Source organism: Synechocystis sp. FACHB-383 (genome assembly GCF_014698605.1).
GTDB lineage: Bacteria > Cyanobacteriota > Cyanobacteriia > Cyanobacteriales > Microcystaceae > Synechocystis > Synechocystis salina.
The window spans coordinates 46,749-64,144 of record NZ_JACJTJ010000026.1 but is presented as its reverse complement, the minus strand read 5'-3'; the positions used below and the strand labels follow the sequence as shown (position 1 = coordinate 64,144).

The window sequence follows — 17,396 nt, the reverse complement described above, 5'->3', positions numbered from 1 at the left end:
GAATCTGTTGAAAAGTTAGCAGAAATTGGTGTTATGCTGAATTCTGCTACAACTAGACAGAACTATTTTACTCATTGTTGTTACTGTGCCAGCTAGATGCGGAATCCGCCGTATCCTTAAATTGTTGTCACTATCCTGCAAATCCTCTAAAAGCACATCCCAGCACCAAACGTGGGTGCCAATAACCGTTTCATCCCTTTTAACTCGTTTGGTTTTGGGGGTATTGGCCGTTTGTGAAGCTGTGAGAAATATTGTCCATGCTGTTTTATCCGTTGTGGCATCATAGACCGGGGCGATTACATTGAATATGGCTAGAGTGCTGTCGTCTGTGGGCTTGCGTTTGATATGCGCTTTAATGTTGTATCCAGTCGTTTTGTTCCCAGGAACTTTAATGGTCAAACTGTATCGACTCCCCTGCCGGATGCGATAGTCCGATTTATTTTCAAAAGCGGTTAGATGGTGCTGGGGCATGGGGCATAACGGAATTTGTTTTTAGCTTGCATTTATACAGGGGCTAGCCAAAACGGGCACGGATTATTTTGTAGCTCCGCCCCTCCTCTTGCTGTACCCTGTGCCGCCAATATTCCTCGGCTTTATTGAGTTCTTCGAGGGTGCGATAGGTAGCACTGCGTCCCTCAATGGAATATTCACTAATCCTGCCCCCAGCCATTTGCTCTATAGCTTGGAGGATGCCGTCATAGATGCGGCGGGCTTTGGTGCGACCATCGTAGGGTTCATCAACGGTGGCCAGGTTGGGAGTGATTTGTAAATTTCCGGCTCCTAAACTGCGACTTCTTTCCCCATCCACTTCTATCACCCTGGCACTCCAGTAATATTCGCCGGGGGAATCTTCGGTGTCAGCCCCATCAATTTCCACCAACCAACTGCCATTATCCTGGGGGGTGCTGGTGGTGGGCACCAAAATGGGGCCGGCAATATTGACTAAAAGATTCCAACTTTCCGACTTGTAATCGGGATGGCTGGCGATCCAATCGGCGGGCACTCCAGCAATCAATTGTTTGGGGACGTTGAGCATGGCGACATTCCGAAACGGCAATGCCATTGTGAATTTATACGGGGTTAGCCTTTTGGGATACCACCTAGTGCTTACCGGATTTAACTTTCAAAGTTTTTTGTTGCTTATTCGGGATACCCAACCGACTAACTGGGAATGAAGATTTAACACTAAGTTCCTTGGCAAACCGTTCAAGTGCTTCAACGGCATTTTTGCTGGCGATCGCCAAATTTCCACAAGCCTGGGCAACCTGACTTATGGTGTGATTAATATTCTCTATTTGCTCTGGGGTAAAAATTGGTTTGTTCATGATTGGTTGTCAAAGATTCCTGTGGTGCCCGCATTGATGCGGATACCAAAGCCTAAAAATGGTAAACCTCTGCCTCTACGCTTTTTAGCTCTTCCACCAAGGCGATCGCATCTTCAAGGCTGTCACGATGGGCAATGTGCTCCCAACTTTCAGAGGGAAAGGCGAATTTAGATGCAGGGTCACCCTCAAAAAAAGCAATACAAAACGAAAAGTAAAGAATCATATAAATCCCAAAGGTGCCTAAAGTAAGCCCCCAATTTAGGCAAAACCAGAAGAAGTCAGGCGCATGGACGGGAACCTTTTTTGAAACTTCATAAACGGGACTGAAGTGTTCTTTTTCTGACAAAGAGGTGAATATACCCAACTTTTTCTGTACTCTGTATTCAGCCATTGGCAACAACCTACTATTGTTTTAACAATTATCACTGAATAAAAAATAGACAAAATCACCTCCCCCCATAACTACCCAGGAAAGGGCGACGGGGTGGGCGAGGCTTCCGTTTAGGTTTCTCCGGTGGTGATTCCGGCAGGGATTTTTCCGGGTCATTGGGGCGACTATCCCCCAGGTCAACGGCCAATAAATTCCGCATTTTCTCCCAATGGCGATCGGTGAAGCGAGTCAGTCCCAGGAAAATGGCGGCGGCGTAGGCATACACTGCACAATCCAAAGGCTCATTCCGCACTCCGGGTACCGGTTGCCACACATAACGCCAGGTTGCGCCGTTTTTCTTTTTCATCATCACCTCAGAACCGGCCAACTCCTGACAATATTTCTGGGGCACATTTTTAGGCAAATTCAGGTATTTTGGCCCCGGCATCGCCACCCGACAACGCCCCAGCAAAGTTTGCTTCAGTAAATCCACCCCCAAACTATGGAGCTTTACGCCCCGCTTGATAGGTTTGCCCATCCAATTTATTTCCTGCCAGGTGGCGGGGGAAACCAGCTTCCGATCGCCGGATACCCCTTTGATTAGCATCCAGGTAGGTTTATTTCTGCCCCGTCGGTAAACCTCTTGGGTGTGATAGCCTGTGTCGACGGCTGATTTTCGCACTCGGATAGCACCCCCCAGAGGATGGGGATAATCATGGTTGAGCAATAACTCCAGATCATTCCAGCAATCATCCTGTAGTGGATCGCCATAGATAATTTCATGCCTAATTAGCCAGCATTCTTCCCCCACTCCCCAGCCAAACACAGAACACTCCAGGCGATCGCCTTGGATGTCCACCCCAGCGGTCAACAGCAGAACGCCTTCGGGGATTTGCCCGGCACTATACTCGGACTGTTCACAGCGGTATTCCAAATTTTCCCAAGGAAACTTTAGCTGGCCATCCAATTCATAGGGCAATCCTAGGCTGGTATTGACAAAAACCTGCATCCGTAAAGGGTCGCCCTTGGCCGCTTCATAGTCCCTGGCCACATCCTGCCAACCTTTCCAGGGGGAATACAATTCATTGAGGTGGAAGCCGGCCACCTTGTTGCTGGTTCCCCTGGCCACCCATTGGCCTTGGTTCAACAGGTTGGTTTTGGCTGATTCGGGGATGTCCTTGGCACAATTCTCGCACCGGTAAAACACCTCTCCCACATCCTGTTTACTGAGGTTAATTTCTCCTTTGCCCTCGTAGATTACCCCATCCCATTTCAAATCCTGACGGTGCCCACAGTGGGGACAAGGTACTTCAAAATGACGGCGATCGCTCACCAGCCACATTTTCTCAATGCGGGAGCGGTCTTTGATGGTGGGAGTGCTAACCCAAAAGTGCAAGCGATTCCAATAGGTGGTGGTTCGTTTCCGCACTAGCTCCACGGGATCCCCTTCCGTACCAGCGGAATCATCGTATCTGTCCACTTCATCGCCAACCACCACCCGAATAGGCCTAGAGGCCAACCCCGCCGGACTATTGGAGCCCACCAGGGTAAGTTGCCCACCGGGGAAGGCTTTTTCCCGCAACGTATTGCCCGAATTGCGGCTATTGGGGGAAGCTACTTTTTGGGTCAGCACGGGGCTATCCCGCAGCATGGGGGCAATCCTGGTCTTTGACGTTGATTCTGCCATTTCCAAGGTTGGGGCCACCCACATAATGGGGCCGGGGTGCAAGTCAATCAGCCAACCAACAACAGCCAATTGCATTGAACTCTTACCTACCTGACTGGAAGACATAATCACCACGTCCTCTATGCCAGTTTCCGCCACAGCATTAAGCATTTCCCGTTGGTATGGCGCACGGCCAAGATTAATTAGTCCCGGTTCTGCTGATGCTTCGGGGGATAGATAAAAGTTGCTTTCCGCCCATGCGCTGGGGGAAAGTCGGGTGGGAGGGGCGATCGCCTGGGCACAGGCACGGAGGAGGCGGGGCATTTATTCAACAACCCTAACGGGCATGATTAGGTGGGTAATGTCTTGACCACCTAGGGGAATGGTGATGACGGGCTGGTTGGGCTGATTGAATTTTAACTGGAGGGCTTGGCCAGGCAGATGGCGCAGGGATTCCAGCAGATATTTCAAATTGAACCCAAATTCCTCTGGGGTGCCGGTCAGTTGGGAGTCTAGCTGTTCCCGTCCATTACCTACTTCCCCATCTTCCGTGGTGGCAATCAGACAATCCTTATCAAATTCGATTTTCGCCAGATTGTTTTTATCCGACAGCACCGACAGACGGGTCAGGGTTTCCAGTAACGGCTGGCGATCAACGGTGACCACACCCTCAAATTGGACAGGAATTAGTTGCGGGTAAGAGGGATAGGTGCCTTCCAGCACTCGACAGGTCAGACGGCGGCCAGGCACAGAAAAAGTAATCCGGTCTTCCCCTAGGCGCATATTGATTTCCTCTACCCCGTCGGCTAGCTTTTCCACCTCCATCAAGGCTTTGGCGGGGATGGTGACGGCAATTTCGGGGGCTGCATACTCCAAACGATGAACAGCTAAACGGTGGCCATCGGTGGCGGCCAACTCCAAACTTTCCCCGTCCCCTTTGACATGAACCCCGGTCAATACCTGCTTAGTTTCATCGGTGCTAGCGGCAAACGCCACGGAACGAATCGCCTCTCGGAGTAGGTCGGCAGGGAAAAGAATATCTTCCCCTTCCACCACGGGCAGGTCTGGGTATTCCGTTGGGCTGATACCCCGCACACTAAACTCGGCAAAGCCCGCATTAATGGCGATCGCCTCCTCTTTTAATTCCAGGGATACATCACCAACAGGGAGACGGTTAACAATGTCGGAGAACATTTTGGCGGATACCGTCCAGGTTCCGGGCTGACCATCGGCAGGAATATCAACCTGGACCATGGTGCGGAGGTCAAACCCAGTGATGGTTAGGGTACTGCCATCGGTTTCTAGTTTCAGGTTGCCGAGGATGGGATGGGTAGGGCGGGCACTAACGGCACGGCTGGCAAGTCCAACGGCATTGGCCAATGGTTTTTGTTGGCAGAATATTTTCATAATATGTTCGATGGGATCCACTCTTGTTTTTGACGTTGAACCATTTCGGCTTTGATATACAAGGTCAGGTCTTGGGCTTCCTCGTAGGCATCCTGCAAGTTATCCCGTCCGTTATGGGCTTGCAGTGCCACCCCGTAGCGTTCAATCCCTAACTGTTTCCGTTGCTTGATGTCCTCAATAACCAAGTCGGCGATCGCCGTTGAGTCATTAGGTTTAGGCGGGGGCTGTAGTCGGTAATTGCTTGGTTGTTCAGTCATGGTTTTAATGTGGCGGCGATCGACTCTGATTCTGGCGTTGGCTTCAAATTCACCAACCAAGGCGACGATTCAACGTCAATGCCCAAGGATTCAATTTCGTCATACGTCTCCATCAAAATGTCCACCCAGCGATACCAGCGCAAATTCATTTGCGTCCCCCTGCTTTCTTCTAAGCGTCGGTATAGGCGATGGCATCGGCGGAATAGGTGAAATACTTGCTTGGTCATTTAAAGTTCCTGCTCGTTGGAGATAGGGTCATAGGCATCTGTAAGCGCATCAAGCAAATGGACAAATTCAAATCGTCCATCAAAGAATTCCGTGGTAGGTCGCACCCACACCTGCCCGTCTTCCAAGGATTCATAAATAACAGAATGGGTTTTAGTTGCTTCAATCAAGCCGAACCCTACTATCCGGTAGAAGCCGCTTGATTTTTTGTGTCGGTAAATTTCATTAATCATTTAGCCTTCTCCGTAAAAACGTAATAGCAAGGGTTTTTGTCCCACGATTTGACGTAGCCCAGTTTTTCTAGCAAGTCGAGGGTATATTCCCCGGTGGACATAAAGGCATGGTCTAGAACCCTTTCCCCGTCAATTTCAACGGTTAGGTATTGGCTAACCATCATCAATAGGGCATCTAAAACGTCATCACACCCCGACGGAAAAGTGTCGATATGTTCGTTGGTATTAAAACAGATGGCTTTCGATGCAAACCAGAAAACCTGATAGCTGAGGCATCCTGGCCCATGGTCAAGAGACACCCAGAAGTCCTGATAACTAGATGAATTTTGACTAAGAATGTGCATCAACCAGGCAACGATCGCCAACAGGAAACGAGCAAATCCTTGTTTTAATTCATGCCATAGCCGTAAAGCCTTTAAATGCAAAATCATCCTTTTGACTCCATTACTTGGCGATTAAATATCTTTAAATTCTTGCCAGAGTTACCTCTTCCGATTGGTTTTGGTATTTGCCCCGACGTTTTTGGTAGTCAATTCCGCAATTTTCCCCCTCAAAAAATAGCAACTGTACAATGCCCTCATTGGCATAAATACGACAATCAGCACTAGATGAATTGGAAAACTCTAGAGTCAAATGCCCACACCACCCGGCTTCTCCTGGGGTCAAATTGGCGATAATTCCCGCCCTGGCATAAGTACTTTTACCAATGCAAAGCACAGTCACATTCTTGGGAATTTGCAGATGCTCCACCGCCACCCCCAAGCCATAGGAATGGGCCGGCAACACGAAATAACTGCCGTTATGATCTTTGTGTAATTCCGTTGATTCCAAGTTCTGGGGGTTGAAATTCTTGGGGTCAATTACCGTGCCGGGGATATGGCGAAAGATGCGAAAATCCTTGTCAGATAGGCGAATATCGTAGCCATAACTGCTTACTCCATAGCTGATGCGCCGATCGCCGTCCGCTTCCCGCACAAGCTCCGGGACAAAAGGATGGATCATTGCCTTGAATTTTGATTGATGAATAATCCAAAGATCGTTTTTAATCACTTCAAACTCCATATTTTCTGAGGTTTTCCAAACGGCGATCAATTAAGGTCGTAATTTTTCGCAGAATTGAAACGTTGGGGGCTGGACATACAAATCAAAGACACACGGCGATCGCCGCCAATAAACTTAATTTCAATGCAGCCAATGCGGTCACGGTCTGCCTCTAGGAAGGTTTCTGCCATTTCCTTGAAGTTGGTTTCCACCGTGATTTCCTCATCAGGACGAAAAAAACCAAGGTGAGCGGCACACCAACCAGCAACAGCCCCTAATCCCGCTATTGAAGTAAGTTGAATTGCTACGATTAATTCCATTCCAAAGCCTCCGCCACAGTAGGAAATTTTTCATTGAAAATTAACTTTATCCCCTCAGCAATGTCCCGGTGTTCCTTCTGAGTTTCTGGCCCACATCGAACTTGCAAATAATGAATCCAAGACCGCACCGAACCCTTCATATAGAGTTTGGTCTGAGTGTTGAGAGGTAACAGCATCCGGGCGCATTCCTTAGCAATACCTTGGGCCAGTGCGTGTTGGTAGGACTGGTAGCAGGTATTCCAAATCATTGCCTGGGCATTTTCAAACGCCTCCTTAACATCGTCATCTAGGTCGTCAATTGAATTTTGCCTGTTTTTATCGTCTTGTCTCCTGGCGTTACATGGCTCATAGTCCATGGCTTCTGAGTATCTAAGGCTAAATTCTTGGTTTTGGAAGGATTTGTGTCGCAACAACTGAGCGGTAATCGCCCGTGACGTGGTAATTTCCACCGTCATATCCACCATTTCAAATACCGACCAATGACCTTTTCTGATGCAATAGCGGAGTAGTTTGGCGTAGTCCGGATTTTCTTGGTGGGGGCTGGATACCCTGGCACAATAGGCGATCAACCCTTCAGGAGAAAGGCGATCGCCATCAATCTCGATTGCTGGTGTTGTGATGCTTATAAATCTAACCATTTTGGGCAAAAATTGGTTCCCAAAAATTGTAATCGGTGCGAATCAGTCCACTATTCCTCTGCTTCTGCAAACTCAGCACTCAGGGCCGCCAACGCCTCACAAATCACATCCTCTAACACCTGTGATATTTCCCTCGGGTTATCCAGCCCCGACAACTGCAAGCTCAATCGAGTAGGCAATGCCAAAAGCTTTGATTTTGCTGCAATCAACGCCGTCTCAAAATCGGCGATCGCCTCTGCCAAAGGCAACAACTCTCCTTCCAGCCTCCTCAGTTCAAATTCTCGCAACTTAGCCTCTGCTTCAATTTTTCTGCATTGGGCCAGAGTTAAACGTTTCTGTGGATTTTCCTCGGTGTTGCCCTTTAGCCGGTCAATCTCCCTTTGTTTCCGCTCATCATTCTTCTGAAAAACCTCAATAACATTTACATAGCCAGATTTACTCTGGGATATTTTCCCCTTGTCAATCCATTCCTTTAAAGTTCTCCGTGGAAGCCCAGTCAATCGCACCGCTTCCGCCTGAGACTCCCATAATTCACCCTTTTTTTCATAATTTTGGTTCATTTGCTTGTCTGTGGTGGTGCAATACCATTGTGCGTACTACCCTAGAAATAGCCCGGGGTCAAGCCACCGCAGACATTTGGGCTTTTCCCAGTACCTTTTGCGGTATTTTTCTAGCGATAGCACCCTTGGCGGCGGAGAACAGAGGAAATTGTGCCTTGGGAAACCCCCCATTGTCGAGCAAGGTCTCTGCAACTATATCCAGCTTGGTAATGACTGCGAATAGTGGCCGCCTGGATAGGAGTAAATGCTTTTTCTCGGTGCAGTTGGTTGGATACCCAGCGATTGGTACGCAGGGGAAGAGGCTGGGAAGGGGCTGGGCTGCTGTTGGCGATCTGGCAATAGCGCCTTGCCACGCTGGGTCCATATGTCCGCAAAAGATAATCGGCATATTGATGGTTCACGGCTTCCCCTCCCCCATGGGTACTACGCCTCTATCTTAGCCGTAGGGATAGCTGACAGCATTCGTTGGTGTAGGTCTTTTGCGTCTTTAGCTACATTGGAAATTTCCCTGGCTGTATCTTGGCTTACGCCCTGTTCTATTCCCCAGTTGTAACCGTTGATCCGCCATTGGTCTGGGTCGGCAGCTTCAACTTCGATAGCTTCTACTACGTTGTTAACTTCGTCTTGTGCTGAATTGCATTGAGGAAAGCCTTTCCGCAGTGCTTGGCGTTCAGCGGCGATCGACATCATATTCAATGGTGATTCTTGCCATTTTCCCGTCGCTTTGCCATCGTACTTCTGGCAATATTCGTCATAGGTGGCCGTTCCGGTAAATGGACAACGAATTCCCTGAACAATTTTCCAAACAGTGATTTTGCAAACCCGTGGGATTTTTCGATTTGCCGCCAAAAATTCGTAAGCGGTTAACCCTTCGTCATATAGCGGTTCGTCGCTTCCCGCATATAATCCTGTTCGTTCTGCGATGGCCCGCAATCCATCAATAGACGGCTCAAAACTCCATTTCCCTTTGCGCTGGATTGCATAGATGTGTTTTGCAAAGGGATCGAGCTTTAGCCGGGAACAAACCATGCCGTACAAACTAAGCTCCGAGTCTGTTGGTGGTGTGCCCTTGGTGCCATAGGACATCAAGTGGTTTTTGATTAGAGTGACTTGCTCTGGGGTGAATCCGTGTTTAACAATTGCGCTCATGGTGTTTAGCTCTTAATAGTTTGGGTTGATGGGCGGCGGTGGCAATTGTGAGCTTTCACAAATAGCCAGGCCAGTTGATTATTTTGGGGTGTCTCTTCCTCAAACAGATGGCCATATTTGAGGGCAATGGGCTTTTCTTTGTTCTGTTGGCGGCGTTGGTTGACTAACGCCAAAGCCGAGTAGCGGTTGCGCCCATCCAAAATCCTCCCGGCATAGAGAGTAATTGGCACCAGTTGACCAATGGCTTCTATGTTGTCCGCTAACGCCTGAAGCTTCTTGTCGCTCAGGAGGGGGAATTTCTCGGCAAAAGGATGGGCGGGAAAAGGTTCATCAATCCCTGGGTAATGGGGCGGGTTGGCTCTGGTATTGCTGGAGGAGGGACTGGTAAACATTGTTTTTAATCATCAGTAATCGGGTGGACTGAACCAGTAATTCCAGCGCTTGGGCATGGGATAGTTTGGTGGCGGCCCGCTTCATCTGTTCAAGTTCAAACTGTTGGGCAGTGGTGAGGGACATAAACCTCCTCCAGTAATTGATTAAAACCTGTAAATTCTTTGCCAGTTTCCACTTGCATCAATAGGGGCGGATCGGTGTGGAAATGGTATTCACACTCTTGCCCATAAAGCCAAAAACTGACAAATTCCAATTCCCCGCAATAGATAACCTTTGGGTTGCCGTTGGTGATGTGAACCAATGCTTTTTGCCCTAATCGGCTGATGATGTCAAATCGTTGCTGTTCAGTCATAGTGTTAGTTGAGAATTAGGATTTCGGGGCATTTCTTTTTGCCGTTGGACATGGAGCGACTGGCAGGAAGCTCGACAAAATTGCAACCGTCATAAAGGCGGCGGATTTCTGGGCAATCGTTGTAACTAACAGCCCATTGCTTGAATGGTTTTAAGCTTTTAAACAGCCGGTGATGATCTTCTGGTTCAAAGCTCATGTCCCCGGATTTGCCATACAATCCCCCAACTGCGTAATAGGGCGGGTCGGCGTAGACAAACCTGTTTGGGTTGATGTTGTCCAAGAAAAATTCAAAATCTTGGTCGTAAATATGCAACAAATTGGATAAATCCAACGCCTCTAATTTTTCTATTGAGGAAATTGTGAACCTACTCTTTGCGGCACAAGAGCTAAAACCACCACTCAGAGTGGCACCGGAGAAAGAACATCGATTGACGTAAAAATAAGCCGCCGCACCGAGGCTGTCGTCATAAAACAAGGTACTGCGATCCTTGTAAAAAAGATCCCTAGGATCGCTATGCTCCACCTTTTCCCAAACCCAATCGATCACTTCCTGGGGCCTTTTCTTCATCCACCACCAGAAATTTTGCAGGGGCAAAAAAGCATCGTTTCCGATTACTTCCTGTCCCCGATCCATGCAAGCTAGTTCAACATGACCACCGCCAAAAAACGGGCTGACCACCACGGTGTCTTGGGGGATGTGGGGCAGGATTTGTTTGATATACCGGCTCTTGCCGCCGGGATAACGCAATGGGGATTTGTTCATCGCTTAAACTCCTAGGCGGTTTTTGAGGGTGACTTTTTTGCCGTCGGCAATATGCTCAACGGAAACGTACTTTTCCATCACTTCCACCACCTGGGATGGGAGGGGTATTTCGCTGGGTTCAAAAATGTGGCCAATGCTGTTGGCGTGGATACGGTTATCCCCTAGCCATGAGTTGTGATAAATGCGCCCAACGTTGACTCCTTTTTTGAGGGCGTAGCTGTTGATGTTGGTGACATAAATCTCGGCTAGAAATTCCGGCGGGGAAATGTAGCAATCGGCTATTTGGTCGCTCCAAATCTGAATCAGTTGTCGGTCTTTTTTGGAGTTCACAGGCGCAATGGCAAGGTGATGAATTTCGATTAGGTCAATCACCTCGGAATTGTGGAGGTCAGGGAAACCGTTGCCGGAATCCCACTCTTCAAGATTCAATTCGACGGCCACATATCGCCATCCTTGGCGGGCTTGGGTTTGGGCAGAGTGGCCAAAGCCTTTAACTTTTTTAACGTTGCGCTTTTTGGGCTTGATGATGGGGCGAGGTTTCATAGTGCGTAGGAGGTGAGATTTTTGAGGGTGCCCATGGATGGGTCAAAGAGGACTTTGGCAGTCACTCCGCTTTTGCCGTCTCTGTTTTTGGCAATGATTAGCTCTAAAATCCCTGAATCAGGGGTGTCGGGATTGTAGTACTCGTCTCGATACAGCATGATAATCACGTCCGCATCCTGCTCAATGGCTCCCGAGTTTCTGATGTCGGACATAAGGGGGCGCTTGTTATTCCTGGCTTCCACCCCACGATTCAGTTGAGAAAGGGCAATGACTGGACAACCAAAAATCTTGGACAAGCTTTTCAAGGCGGAGGAGTAGCGGCCCAATTCCCCAGACCTGTTGTCACTCCCCTGATCGCCGATTAGTTGCAGGTAATCGACCACAATCAGCCCCAGGGAACCGTGCTGGCGACACAGGCTATGGCATTGGGATTCGATGTGTTGAACAGTGACGCAACTACCCGGGGTGTCATCGATGTAGATGGGTAGAGTTGAGAGGCGTTCGGCAGAAGCAACGAGGTCGTCAGATTTGTCAATGGGAACAGCGTTAGCGGTTAGTTGGGCTTGGGGAATGCGGGCCTCTGCTGCCCAAAATCGGCGGACGATGGAAAGGGCATCCATTTCCATGGAAAACATAGCAACGGCGGACTTCTGGGCCATCAACCTGGAGAAGAATTGCCCCACAAAGGTCTTGCCCATGGATGGCCGACCAGCAATCACGATTAATTTGCCCGGCCTTATTCCACCACCAAGGCATTGGTCGAGGTAGCCCAAGCCAGTGGGAACGCCTGGACTTGAGCCCCCCTCTAGCTCCTGGAATGCAACTGGGAGAAATTCGCTAATCGGTTTCAGCCCTTTGGCGGTGGACGTATCGGCGATCGCCGCTGTGAGCTTAGAGTCTGCCACTTTTTTCACTTCATCCCAGGGAATAGATGGATCCAGGGACATGGATTCCAGTTCCCGAAGGTCAGCAACAAACTGTCGTCGCTTGTATTTCTCGATGACCAGAGCTGCAAAGCGGTCAATATTTACGGCTGAGATGGTGCGGTCCAACAACTGAGTTAACTTCGCCATGCCCCCGATCGCCTCTAGGTGATGGTGGTCTTGGAGGTAAGTAGCCACAAACATCAAGTCGGTGGGCTGACTTTGGCTATGGAGGGTCACCATGGCCCGATAAATCACCCGATGGGCATGGACATAGAAAGCATCCGCTTCCAAAACATCCACAATTCTGGCGATCGCTGCTGGGTCTAGTAATATCCCGCCGAGAATGGCTTCCTCAGCCTCGATATTTTGCGGAGGTAGTTTATTGTCCACGGCTAGCCTCCCTTGCTTCCCGTGCTGCTTTTATTGCCTTTGCTGAAGCTTCCCGGTCGGGGATTGGCTCTATCTCCACAATGCGGGGCTGTTTTTTTTGCGGCGGCGGCGGGGCAGATTTGTTTTTTCTGAAATAATCTGCAAATTCTGTCCAAGGCTTGCAAGCAAGTTCGCTGCCAGGGTTTTGATACAAGTTGTTAGCAATTTTATTGGCGTATGCCTGGGGGTCATTTTTGTCTGAATTGGCTTGGGACAAGTATTTGTGAAATTCTTCCCAGACAAACACAGCGTCTTTGCCAAGTTCTTCTGCCAAGCTTCCCCATGGACCCTCTGTAATGAAATTTCTAACGCCGCTCATCTGCCTGGAAACTTTGACCACTTCTCTGGCCAGTTGCCTTGCCTGACCGTTGTAGAACGGATCATCAACAGCATCATCATCAGGTGAAATTTCCCATCTTCCTGATGTTCCTTTACTTGGATTCCCTTTATTGATTCCTTTGTGTCCCTGATTTGGGATAGGTGGTGTCCCTGATTTGGGATAGGTGGTGTCCCTGATTTGGGATAGGTGGTGTCCCTGATTTGGGATAGGTTCGGTATCCCTGATTTGGGATAGGTCAGGTAGCGGAATCCATTGCTCCCGTGGCGTTAACCAGTAATTTGAGGTCTTGCCCTTGTGGGTTTCCTTAACAATTAGTTGGTGTTTGAGTAGGGTTTTGATCGCCTTGTATGCGGTGTCACGATTCATGTGACAAGCTTTGGCCATGTTGTCTATCGACTCAAAACATCCATGTCGTCCACCGGCTCGGCGGGCAATGCGCCCATAAATGCGGAAGGCATAAGGGTCAAGCCCAAAATCATCTAGGTCTGATGTAATGAACGCCCCTGCGTCCCGGCCATCGTTAATTCGGTTCATGGATGATTTCCTCCGTAAAGCAATTGCAGCCACCTAAAGCCTCGGTAAATAGATCCCCTTGGACGGGCTGGGATTGAATATGCTTGCGCCAGTCTTCTAGGGTGATTCCCTGGGTTTTTCCGTTCACCGTTTGACGGAGGATGGCAACATCATCCCGGCCTAGGCATTGTCGGAATTGACGCTCCTTTTCTTCGTGTTCTAGATAAACCTCTGGCAGCTTCTCTAGCAGGTTGCGGTAATGGGCCAAGCCGGCCTTGACACAGAACCCTCCGCAGTTCGCATGGGCAAAACCGAGGTCATATAGGCGGGGTCTTTTGAGTCCATGCCGGGACAATTCCTGCATGATCGCTGTCCTGTCCGCCCAGCCAAACTCATCCCAACACAACGGGGCTTCAACCTTGAACGGCTCCCAATTCTGGGCGATCGCCGTTAATCGGTGGATTTCCTCAAAGCCAATGCCGAAGTAGAGTGTAGTGGTGGACGGGTCAAATTGCATTGATTTAATCCATTCCTGGCAGGGCTTTATTTTCAACAGGAAAGAGCAACCCTTTTCACCTTGGCGGTGGGATAGCCATTTGTTTTCAAAGTAAACATCCCATGGGGTTCTGCCATCTTTTAGGCGAATTAGCTTGCCTCCCACCACCAGGGCCGACTCTTCAAGAAAGCGGTAATTGTCTTGGTCCTCGACACCTGTATCAGCAAAGACTAAATAAAGGTTTTCGGTGCCGTATTTCTGGGCGACTCGCATGGCCGCCAACCATGAAGCAGCACCAGACGAATAAAAAGCAATATGGTTCATAAATCCTCCTAATTGCGGGTACTTGGTTTACGTTTTTTGCGGTTCTCCCAACGGCGATGATTGTTTTTGGATGCCCGATCATGGCTTGCCCGCTGAAATTCATCCTCTGCTTCCTCCCATGCTTTGAGATTCACAAAGCGGAGGCGCATTGATGGATGCCAAGCCCATACCGTGCCAAATTTGTAAATCTGCGGATATTGCCTGATGCGATAGGACATGGACTGGGGAGTGGTGTAAAGAATCTTGGCGGCGGCGGACATTTTCACCCAACCTTTTTTGATTTTCATGGGCTACACTTCCGCAATAAATACTTGGCCGCCTTGCTCTACCAGCACTTCAGCGGCGATTAAATCCCGCACCACCTTTTTGGCCCAGCCATAACTAATTCCAGTCTTTTCGGCAATTAGGTGTCGGTCACGAACGCCGCTGGCGACAAGTTCGATAACAATCATTTCGGTGCGGGCTTCCCGCAGGAGGGAGTGGGGGATAGTGGGCTGACGGCGAGGGCTTACCATTCTTAAGCGGCGGCTTTTAACGTAGTGGTGTTTCCAGGTCATAATGTGAATCTCTTGTTTTTGGGGAGGGCTACAAAGCCCCCCTTTTTTTTGTTGGTTAGCGTTTGAACGGGACAATTACTTCCTGTGGTCTTTCTTCCTCTATTCGTTTGGCGATTTCGTTAATTGCCTTACGCACTAGGCAGGAATGCCAAATTAAATCAGCGGCACAAAGAACTTTAGAGCGTTGCATTTTCGGGGAAGCCTCCTTGCTCCAGAATCTTGGCGGATTGGACAGTGAAGCGGCGGACAAATTCGGTGGGATTCATCCCCAGGGCGGAGGCTTGGCGGGCAATCAATAGGTAGTCATCCTGGGCGAGTTTGATTGAAATGGTGCGGGGTTTGAAATGGGCGTACACTAAGCTTTCTCCTTGGCTAGTTGTTGACGAAATGTTTCAATGTGGATTCGATAATTGCGGCCCATTTTTTGGTGGGCTTTTTTGTAGCTCCGAAGCTTTAATCTGTCCCGGATAAAGGTGGCAGAAACTCCCAAAATTTGGGCGGCTTCGGGCACGGTTTTCCAGCCATTTGCTTGTTCCTCCAATGCCTGGAGGCGGGCCCGCAATTCATCAATTTGTTGTTGTTGCGATAGAACTTTGCTCATGGCTACACCCAACTAACGGACTTATACCCCCGGCTTTGGCAGTATTTTTGCCAGGGTTCAACGGGTTGGCAGGTGAAGTTTTTCTCCCAAATTTTTAGGGCTTCCTCTGCTTCGGCAAGATTTGTCCACCGGCCAAATTTCAAGTTGTCCGGCAAAAAATAAACGGTGAACCCCCCATAGCGGCTGGCAATATGGGTTTTCACTAGCTCCGGTCGGCGATCTGGATATTTCGGGCGATCGGTAAGCATTGGTTAGCCCTCCTTCGTGCGACAGTTGCGACATTCTTTATGGACAAGCTGGAAATAAGCCAGCGCCTTGAGGGCTTTTGTGCCCCGGACTGGCAGATGCACAGTGATTTTTTCGTTACAAAACTGGCATTTGTATTCGAGAATTGCGCTTTGGGGATTTGTTAATATGCAACTCATTTTTTAGCCCTCAATAGTTTGTAGATAGATGCGGAATAGGTAAGGGCAGTTGGTCAGGCTGTAGTCAACTAAGCCAGTGACAAAGGATTTACTCAATTCGCTTTGTCCATTCCCGGCCCAATATTGATAAGCAGCAAAGGCTGACTGGATTTCGTGGGGGGCATATAGTAATTGCTGGGCCATTTCTTTGGCGGTGATTGCTCCATGGGAAAGGGAGTGACAGGTGAACACGCCATAGAGTTTTCCTTGTTGTTCCGCCTGTCTGATTTCAGCGGCCATGGGTGGTAAGTCGGCAGTGATAAACATTGATTTTTCCTCTTGTTTTTGGATGGGCTAGTTGGAGGGTAGTTATCCCTCAAAACTGTTGTTAATTTCGAGAATTCTTTGGTAGGCAACGGCGGCGCATTGGGGCACGACGGTATTGCCCAAAACTTTTAATTGCTGTCTAGCCAATCGGCTGGAAAACCTTGCATCCAAAGCACGAATGGTGGATGGAGGCGACGGGTTTTGTCGCCACCAAGAATCACCGCCGATAAGTGTTTGGTTTGTCCTGGTTTGTGGGCCACCAGTCCGGCTCGTTCCTGTGCCAATGGGGTAGGCAATAACGAACAGTCGCTTTCTGGCATGCGGCGCACCCATTTCTGATGCACGAAGACAACACCATTCCGCATCAAACCCATTTCGGGCCAGACTGCCGAGAATGCGTCCGAAGCCTCGCCCAAGCAAAGCTGGAACGTTTTCCAGGAGAAGGAATCTGGGTCGAACTTCGCAAGCAACCCGCAAGGCTTGATAGAACAGTCCTGTTCGTTCACCTTCCAGCCCTCTCCCGTGGGGATTACATTCGGAAGCGTCCTGGCAAGGGAAGCCTGCGGTGATGATGTCGAACTCTCCAAGCCGGGGATTGTAAGTTGTGATGTCATCGTGAATTGGTACTTCAGGAAAATTACGCTTTAGTATTTGCTGGCAAAACGGGTCAATCTCAATCATTTGAGTTGTCTTGATTCCGTACCAGGAGGCTGCTAGGCTGAAGCCTCCAATGCCAGCGAACAAATCGCACTGATTCATCGAACATCCAGCAATCTGCTGGGGGAGAATTCGTGTAGAAAGATTCGTCCGCTATCCAGAGACACAGCCTCCACTCGAAAATGTTTGGCAGTATGGGATATGCCCGTAACTTGCCAGGTAGAACCACGGCGATGAAGTGCAAACTTATCCCCGGGACGTAACTGGCAAGCGGGAATTTTAGGGGTTTCCATCGCCCTGTGATAAGCCTTGGCTGTTCCAAAAACCGCCATCGCCACCCTTAATCCGGCGATCCACTGTTGGGCTCGATTTCGGGTATAGGTGGGAATTTCACCCGGGGAAAATTTGCTGTCCATTTTTGATTTTTTGATTTTGCTTGTACTGGAAGTTGCTTAAATTCCTGGCGATCGCCTTTCGTTCCTGTTGGGCTTCTTGGCGATATTTGGCTAGGATTTCGTGGTAATCAGGGTCGCTGGGGGAGATTGGCATGGGTTTCCTCCTTTTGAAATTCCATGGCCCC

General features: G+C 49.2%; 33 protein-coding genes. All 33 read right to left on the bottom strand.

Going from position 1 to position 17,396, the window contains the following annotated elements:
• Window positions 1-15 precede the first annotated feature (15 nt).
• The 33 genes from H6G45_RS06530 to H6G45_RS06375 all read right to left on the bottom strand — a co-directional run bounded on the left by H6G45_RS06530 (window position 16) and on the right by H6G45_RS06375 (window position 17,365).
• Entirely contained in the window at window positions 16-399 is a 384-nt protein-coding gene (locus H6G45_RS06530) for a hypothetical protein (RefSeq protein ID WP_190597658.1), read from the bottom strand.
• Between the two features lie 115 nt (window positions 400-514).
• On the bottom strand, window positions 515-1,063 hold the full coding sequence (locus H6G45_RS06525) for a hypothetical protein (protein WP_190597657.1): 549 nt from the start codon (window positions 1,061-1,063) through the stop codon (window positions 515-517).
• Between the two features lie 37 nt (window positions 1,064-1,100).
• The gene (locus H6G45_RS06520) at window positions 1,101-1,325 is read right to left on the bottom strand and encodes a hypothetical protein (protein WP_190597656.1); all 225 of its coding nucleotides are present in this window, start codon (window positions 1,323-1,325) and stop codon (window positions 1,101-1,103) included.
• Window positions 1,326-1,377: 52 nt separating this feature from the next.
• Window positions 1,378-1,716, bottom strand: coding sequence for a hypothetical protein (locus H6G45_RS06515; protein ID WP_190597655.1), 339 nt, complete (start codon window positions 1,714-1,716; stop codon window positions 1,378-1,380).
• Window positions 1,717-1,771: 55 nt separating this feature from the next.
• The gene (locus H6G45_RS06510) at window positions 1,772-3,685 is read right to left on the bottom strand and encodes a phage terminase large subunit family protein (RefSeq protein ID WP_190597654.1); all 1,914 of its coding nucleotides are present in this window, start codon (window positions 3,683-3,685) and stop codon (window positions 1,772-1,774) included.
• Complete coding sequence (gene dnaN, locus H6G45_RS06505) at window positions 3,686-4,768, bottom strand: DNA polymerase III subunit beta (RefSeq protein ID WP_190597653.1); 1,083 nt, start codon at window positions 4,766-4,768, stop codon at window positions 3,686-3,688. It lies immediately after the preceding gene.
• Window positions 4,765-5,025 (bottom strand): hypothetical protein, encoded by a 261-nt coding sequence (locus H6G45_RS06500; RefSeq protein ID WP_190597652.1) that lies wholly within the window; start codon window positions 5,023-5,025, stop codon window positions 4,765-4,767. The genes dnaN and H6G45_RS06500 overlap by 4 nt, the downstream gene beginning before the upstream one ends.
• Window positions 5,022-5,252 (bottom strand): hypothetical protein, encoded by a 231-nt coding sequence (locus H6G45_RS06495; protein ID WP_190597651.1) that lies wholly within the window; start codon window positions 5,250-5,252, stop codon window positions 5,022-5,024. Before H6G45_RS06495 ends, H6G45_RS06500 begins: the two co-directional genes overlap by 4 nt.
• On the bottom strand, window positions 5,253-5,483 hold the full coding sequence (locus tag H6G45_RS06490) for a DUF1653 domain-containing protein (protein WP_190597650.1): 231 nt from the start codon (window positions 5,481-5,483) through the stop codon (window positions 5,253-5,255).
• On the bottom strand, window positions 5,480-5,914 hold the full coding sequence (locus tag H6G45_RS06485) for a hypothetical protein (protein ID WP_190597649.1): 435 nt from the start codon (window positions 5,912-5,914) through the stop codon (window positions 5,480-5,482). Before H6G45_RS06485 ends, H6G45_RS06490 begins: the two co-directional genes overlap by 4 nt.
• Before the next feature lie 34 nt (window positions 5,915-5,948).
• Window positions 5,949-6,533 carry a dCTP deaminase gene (dcd, locus tag H6G45_RS06480; protein ID WP_190597648.1) on the bottom strand — a complete coding sequence of 195 codons (585 nt, stop codon included), beginning with the start codon at window positions 6,531-6,533 and terminating at the stop codon, window positions 5,949-5,951.
• 38 nt (window positions 6,534-6,571) lie between these two features.
• On the bottom strand, window positions 6,572-6,844 hold the full coding sequence (locus H6G45_RS06475; protein ID WP_190597647.1) for a hypothetical protein: 273 nt from the start codon (window positions 6,842-6,844) through the stop codon (window positions 6,572-6,574).
• Window positions 6,835-7,482, bottom strand: a complete 648-nt coding sequence (thyX, locus tag H6G45_RS06470) for an FAD-dependent thymidylate synthase (protein WP_190597646.1) — start codon at window positions 7,480-7,482, stop codon at window positions 6,835-6,837. The genes H6G45_RS06475 and thyX overlap by 10 nt, the downstream gene beginning before the upstream one ends.
• A 50-nt stretch (window positions 7,483-7,532) precedes the next feature.
• A complete protein-coding gene (locus H6G45_RS06465; protein ID WP_190597645.1) occupies window positions 7,533-8,042 on the bottom strand; it encodes a hypothetical protein in 510 nt (169 codons plus the stop codon).
• A gap of 110 nt (window positions 8,043-8,152) precedes the next feature.
• On the bottom strand, window positions 8,153-8,443 hold the full coding sequence (locus H6G45_RS06460) for a hypothetical protein (RefSeq protein ID WP_190597644.1): 291 nt from the start codon (window positions 8,441-8,443) through the stop codon (window positions 8,153-8,155).
• Between the two features lie 22 nt (window positions 8,444-8,465).
• The gene (locus tag H6G45_RS06455) at window positions 8,466-9,191 is read right to left on the bottom strand and encodes a RecT family recombinase (RefSeq protein WP_190597643.1); all 726 of its coding nucleotides are present in this window, start codon (window positions 9,189-9,191) and stop codon (window positions 8,466-8,468) included.
• A 5-nt stretch (window positions 9,192-9,196) separates the two neighbouring features.
• The gene (locus tag H6G45_RS06450) at window positions 9,197-9,583 is read right to left on the bottom strand and encodes a hypothetical protein (protein WP_190597642.1); all 387 of its coding nucleotides are present in this window, start codon (window positions 9,581-9,583) and stop codon (window positions 9,197-9,199) included.
• Complete coding sequence (locus tag H6G45_RS06445) at window positions 9,522-9,707, bottom strand: photosystem I reaction center subunit XII (RefSeq protein WP_190597641.1); 186 nt, start codon at window positions 9,705-9,707, stop codon at window positions 9,522-9,524. Before H6G45_RS06445 ends, H6G45_RS06450 begins: the two co-directional genes overlap by 62 nt.
• Entirely contained in the window at window positions 9,679-9,936 is a 258-nt protein-coding gene (locus H6G45_RS06440) for a hypothetical protein (protein ID WP_190597640.1), read from the bottom strand. The genes H6G45_RS06445 and H6G45_RS06440 overlap by 29 nt, the downstream gene beginning before the upstream one ends.
• A 4-nt stretch (window positions 9,937-9,940) precedes the next feature.
• Window positions 9,941-10,699: a DNA adenine methylase gene (locus H6G45_RS06435; protein WP_190597639.1), complete on the bottom strand. Its 759-nt coding sequence runs from the start codon at window positions 10,697-10,699 to the stop codon at window positions 9,941-9,943.
• A gap of 3 nt (window positions 10,700-10,702) precedes the next feature.
• Window positions 10,703-11,242 carry a hypothetical protein gene (locus H6G45_RS06430; protein WP_190597638.1) on the bottom strand — a complete coding sequence of 180 codons (540 nt, stop codon included), beginning with the start codon at window positions 11,240-11,242 and terminating at the stop codon, window positions 10,703-10,705.
• The gene (gene dnaB, locus H6G45_RS06425; RefSeq protein ID WP_190597637.1) at window positions 11,239-12,558 is read right to left on the bottom strand and encodes a replicative DNA helicase; all 1,320 of its coding nucleotides are present in this window, start codon (window positions 12,556-12,558) and stop codon (window positions 11,239-11,241) included. Before dnaB ends, H6G45_RS06430 begins: the two co-directional genes overlap by 4 nt.
• The gene (locus tag H6G45_RS06420) at window positions 12,548-13,471 is read right to left on the bottom strand and encodes a helix-turn-helix domain-containing protein (protein WP_190597636.1); all 924 of its coding nucleotides are present in this window, start codon (window positions 13,469-13,471) and stop codon (window positions 12,548-12,550) included. The genes dnaB and H6G45_RS06420 overlap by 11 nt, the downstream gene beginning before the upstream one ends.
• Window positions 13,458-14,270, bottom strand: coding sequence for a phosphoadenosine phosphosulfate reductase family protein (locus tag H6G45_RS06415; RefSeq protein ID WP_190597635.1), 813 nt, complete (start codon window positions 14,268-14,270; stop codon window positions 13,458-13,460). The genes H6G45_RS06420 and H6G45_RS06415 overlap by 14 nt, the downstream gene beginning before the upstream one ends.
• A gap of 8 nt (window positions 14,271-14,278) precedes the next feature.
• Window positions 14,279-14,557 carry a hypothetical protein gene (locus tag H6G45_RS06410; protein ID WP_190597634.1) on the bottom strand — a complete coding sequence of 93 codons (279 nt, stop codon included), beginning with the start codon at window positions 14,555-14,557 and terminating at the stop codon, window positions 14,279-14,281.
• A gap of 3 nt (window positions 14,558-14,560) precedes the next feature.
• Window positions 14,561-14,827, bottom strand: coding sequence for a hypothetical protein (locus H6G45_RS06405; RefSeq protein ID WP_190597633.1), 267 nt, complete (start codon window positions 14,825-14,827; stop codon window positions 14,561-14,563).
• Window positions 14,828-14,882: 55 nt separating this feature from the next.
• On the bottom strand, window positions 14,883-15,017 hold the full coding sequence (locus H6G45_RS19810; protein WP_277922711.1) for a hypothetical protein: 135 nt from the start codon (window positions 15,015-15,017) through the stop codon (window positions 14,883-14,885).
• Window positions 15,004-15,183, bottom strand: a complete 180-nt coding sequence (locus H6G45_RS06400) for a hypothetical protein (protein WP_190597632.1) — start codon at window positions 15,181-15,183, stop codon at window positions 15,004-15,006. The genes H6G45_RS19810 and H6G45_RS06400 overlap by 14 nt, the downstream gene beginning before the upstream one ends.
• Window positions 15,183-15,428: a hypothetical protein gene (locus H6G45_RS06395; RefSeq protein WP_190597631.1), complete on the bottom strand. Its 246-nt coding sequence runs from the start codon at window positions 15,426-15,428 to the stop codon at window positions 15,183-15,185. The genes H6G45_RS06400 and H6G45_RS06395 overlap by 1 nt, the downstream gene beginning before the upstream one ends.
• Window positions 15,429-15,430: 2 nt before the next feature.
• A complete protein-coding gene (locus H6G45_RS06390; protein ID WP_190597630.1) occupies window positions 15,431-15,676 on the bottom strand; it encodes a hypothetical protein in 246 nt (81 codons plus the stop codon).
• A gap of 180 nt (window positions 15,677-15,856) precedes the next feature.
• A complete protein-coding gene (locus H6G45_RS06385) occupies window positions 15,857-16,159 on the bottom strand; it encodes a hypothetical protein (protein ID WP_190597629.1) in 303 nt (100 codons plus the stop codon).
• A 42-nt stretch (window positions 16,160-16,201) separates the two neighbouring features.
• Window positions 16,202-16,918, bottom strand: a complete 717-nt coding sequence (gene dcm / locus H6G45_RS06380) for a DNA (cytosine-5-)-methyltransferase (protein WP_190597628.1) — start codon at window positions 16,916-16,918, stop codon at window positions 16,202-16,204.
• Between the two features lie 288 nt (window positions 16,919-17,206).
• Window positions 17,207-17,365: a hypothetical protein gene (locus H6G45_RS06375; protein WP_190597627.1), complete on the bottom strand. Its 159-nt coding sequence runs from the start codon at window positions 17,363-17,365 to the stop codon at window positions 17,207-17,209.
• Window positions 17,366-17,396 lie beyond the last annotated feature (31 nt).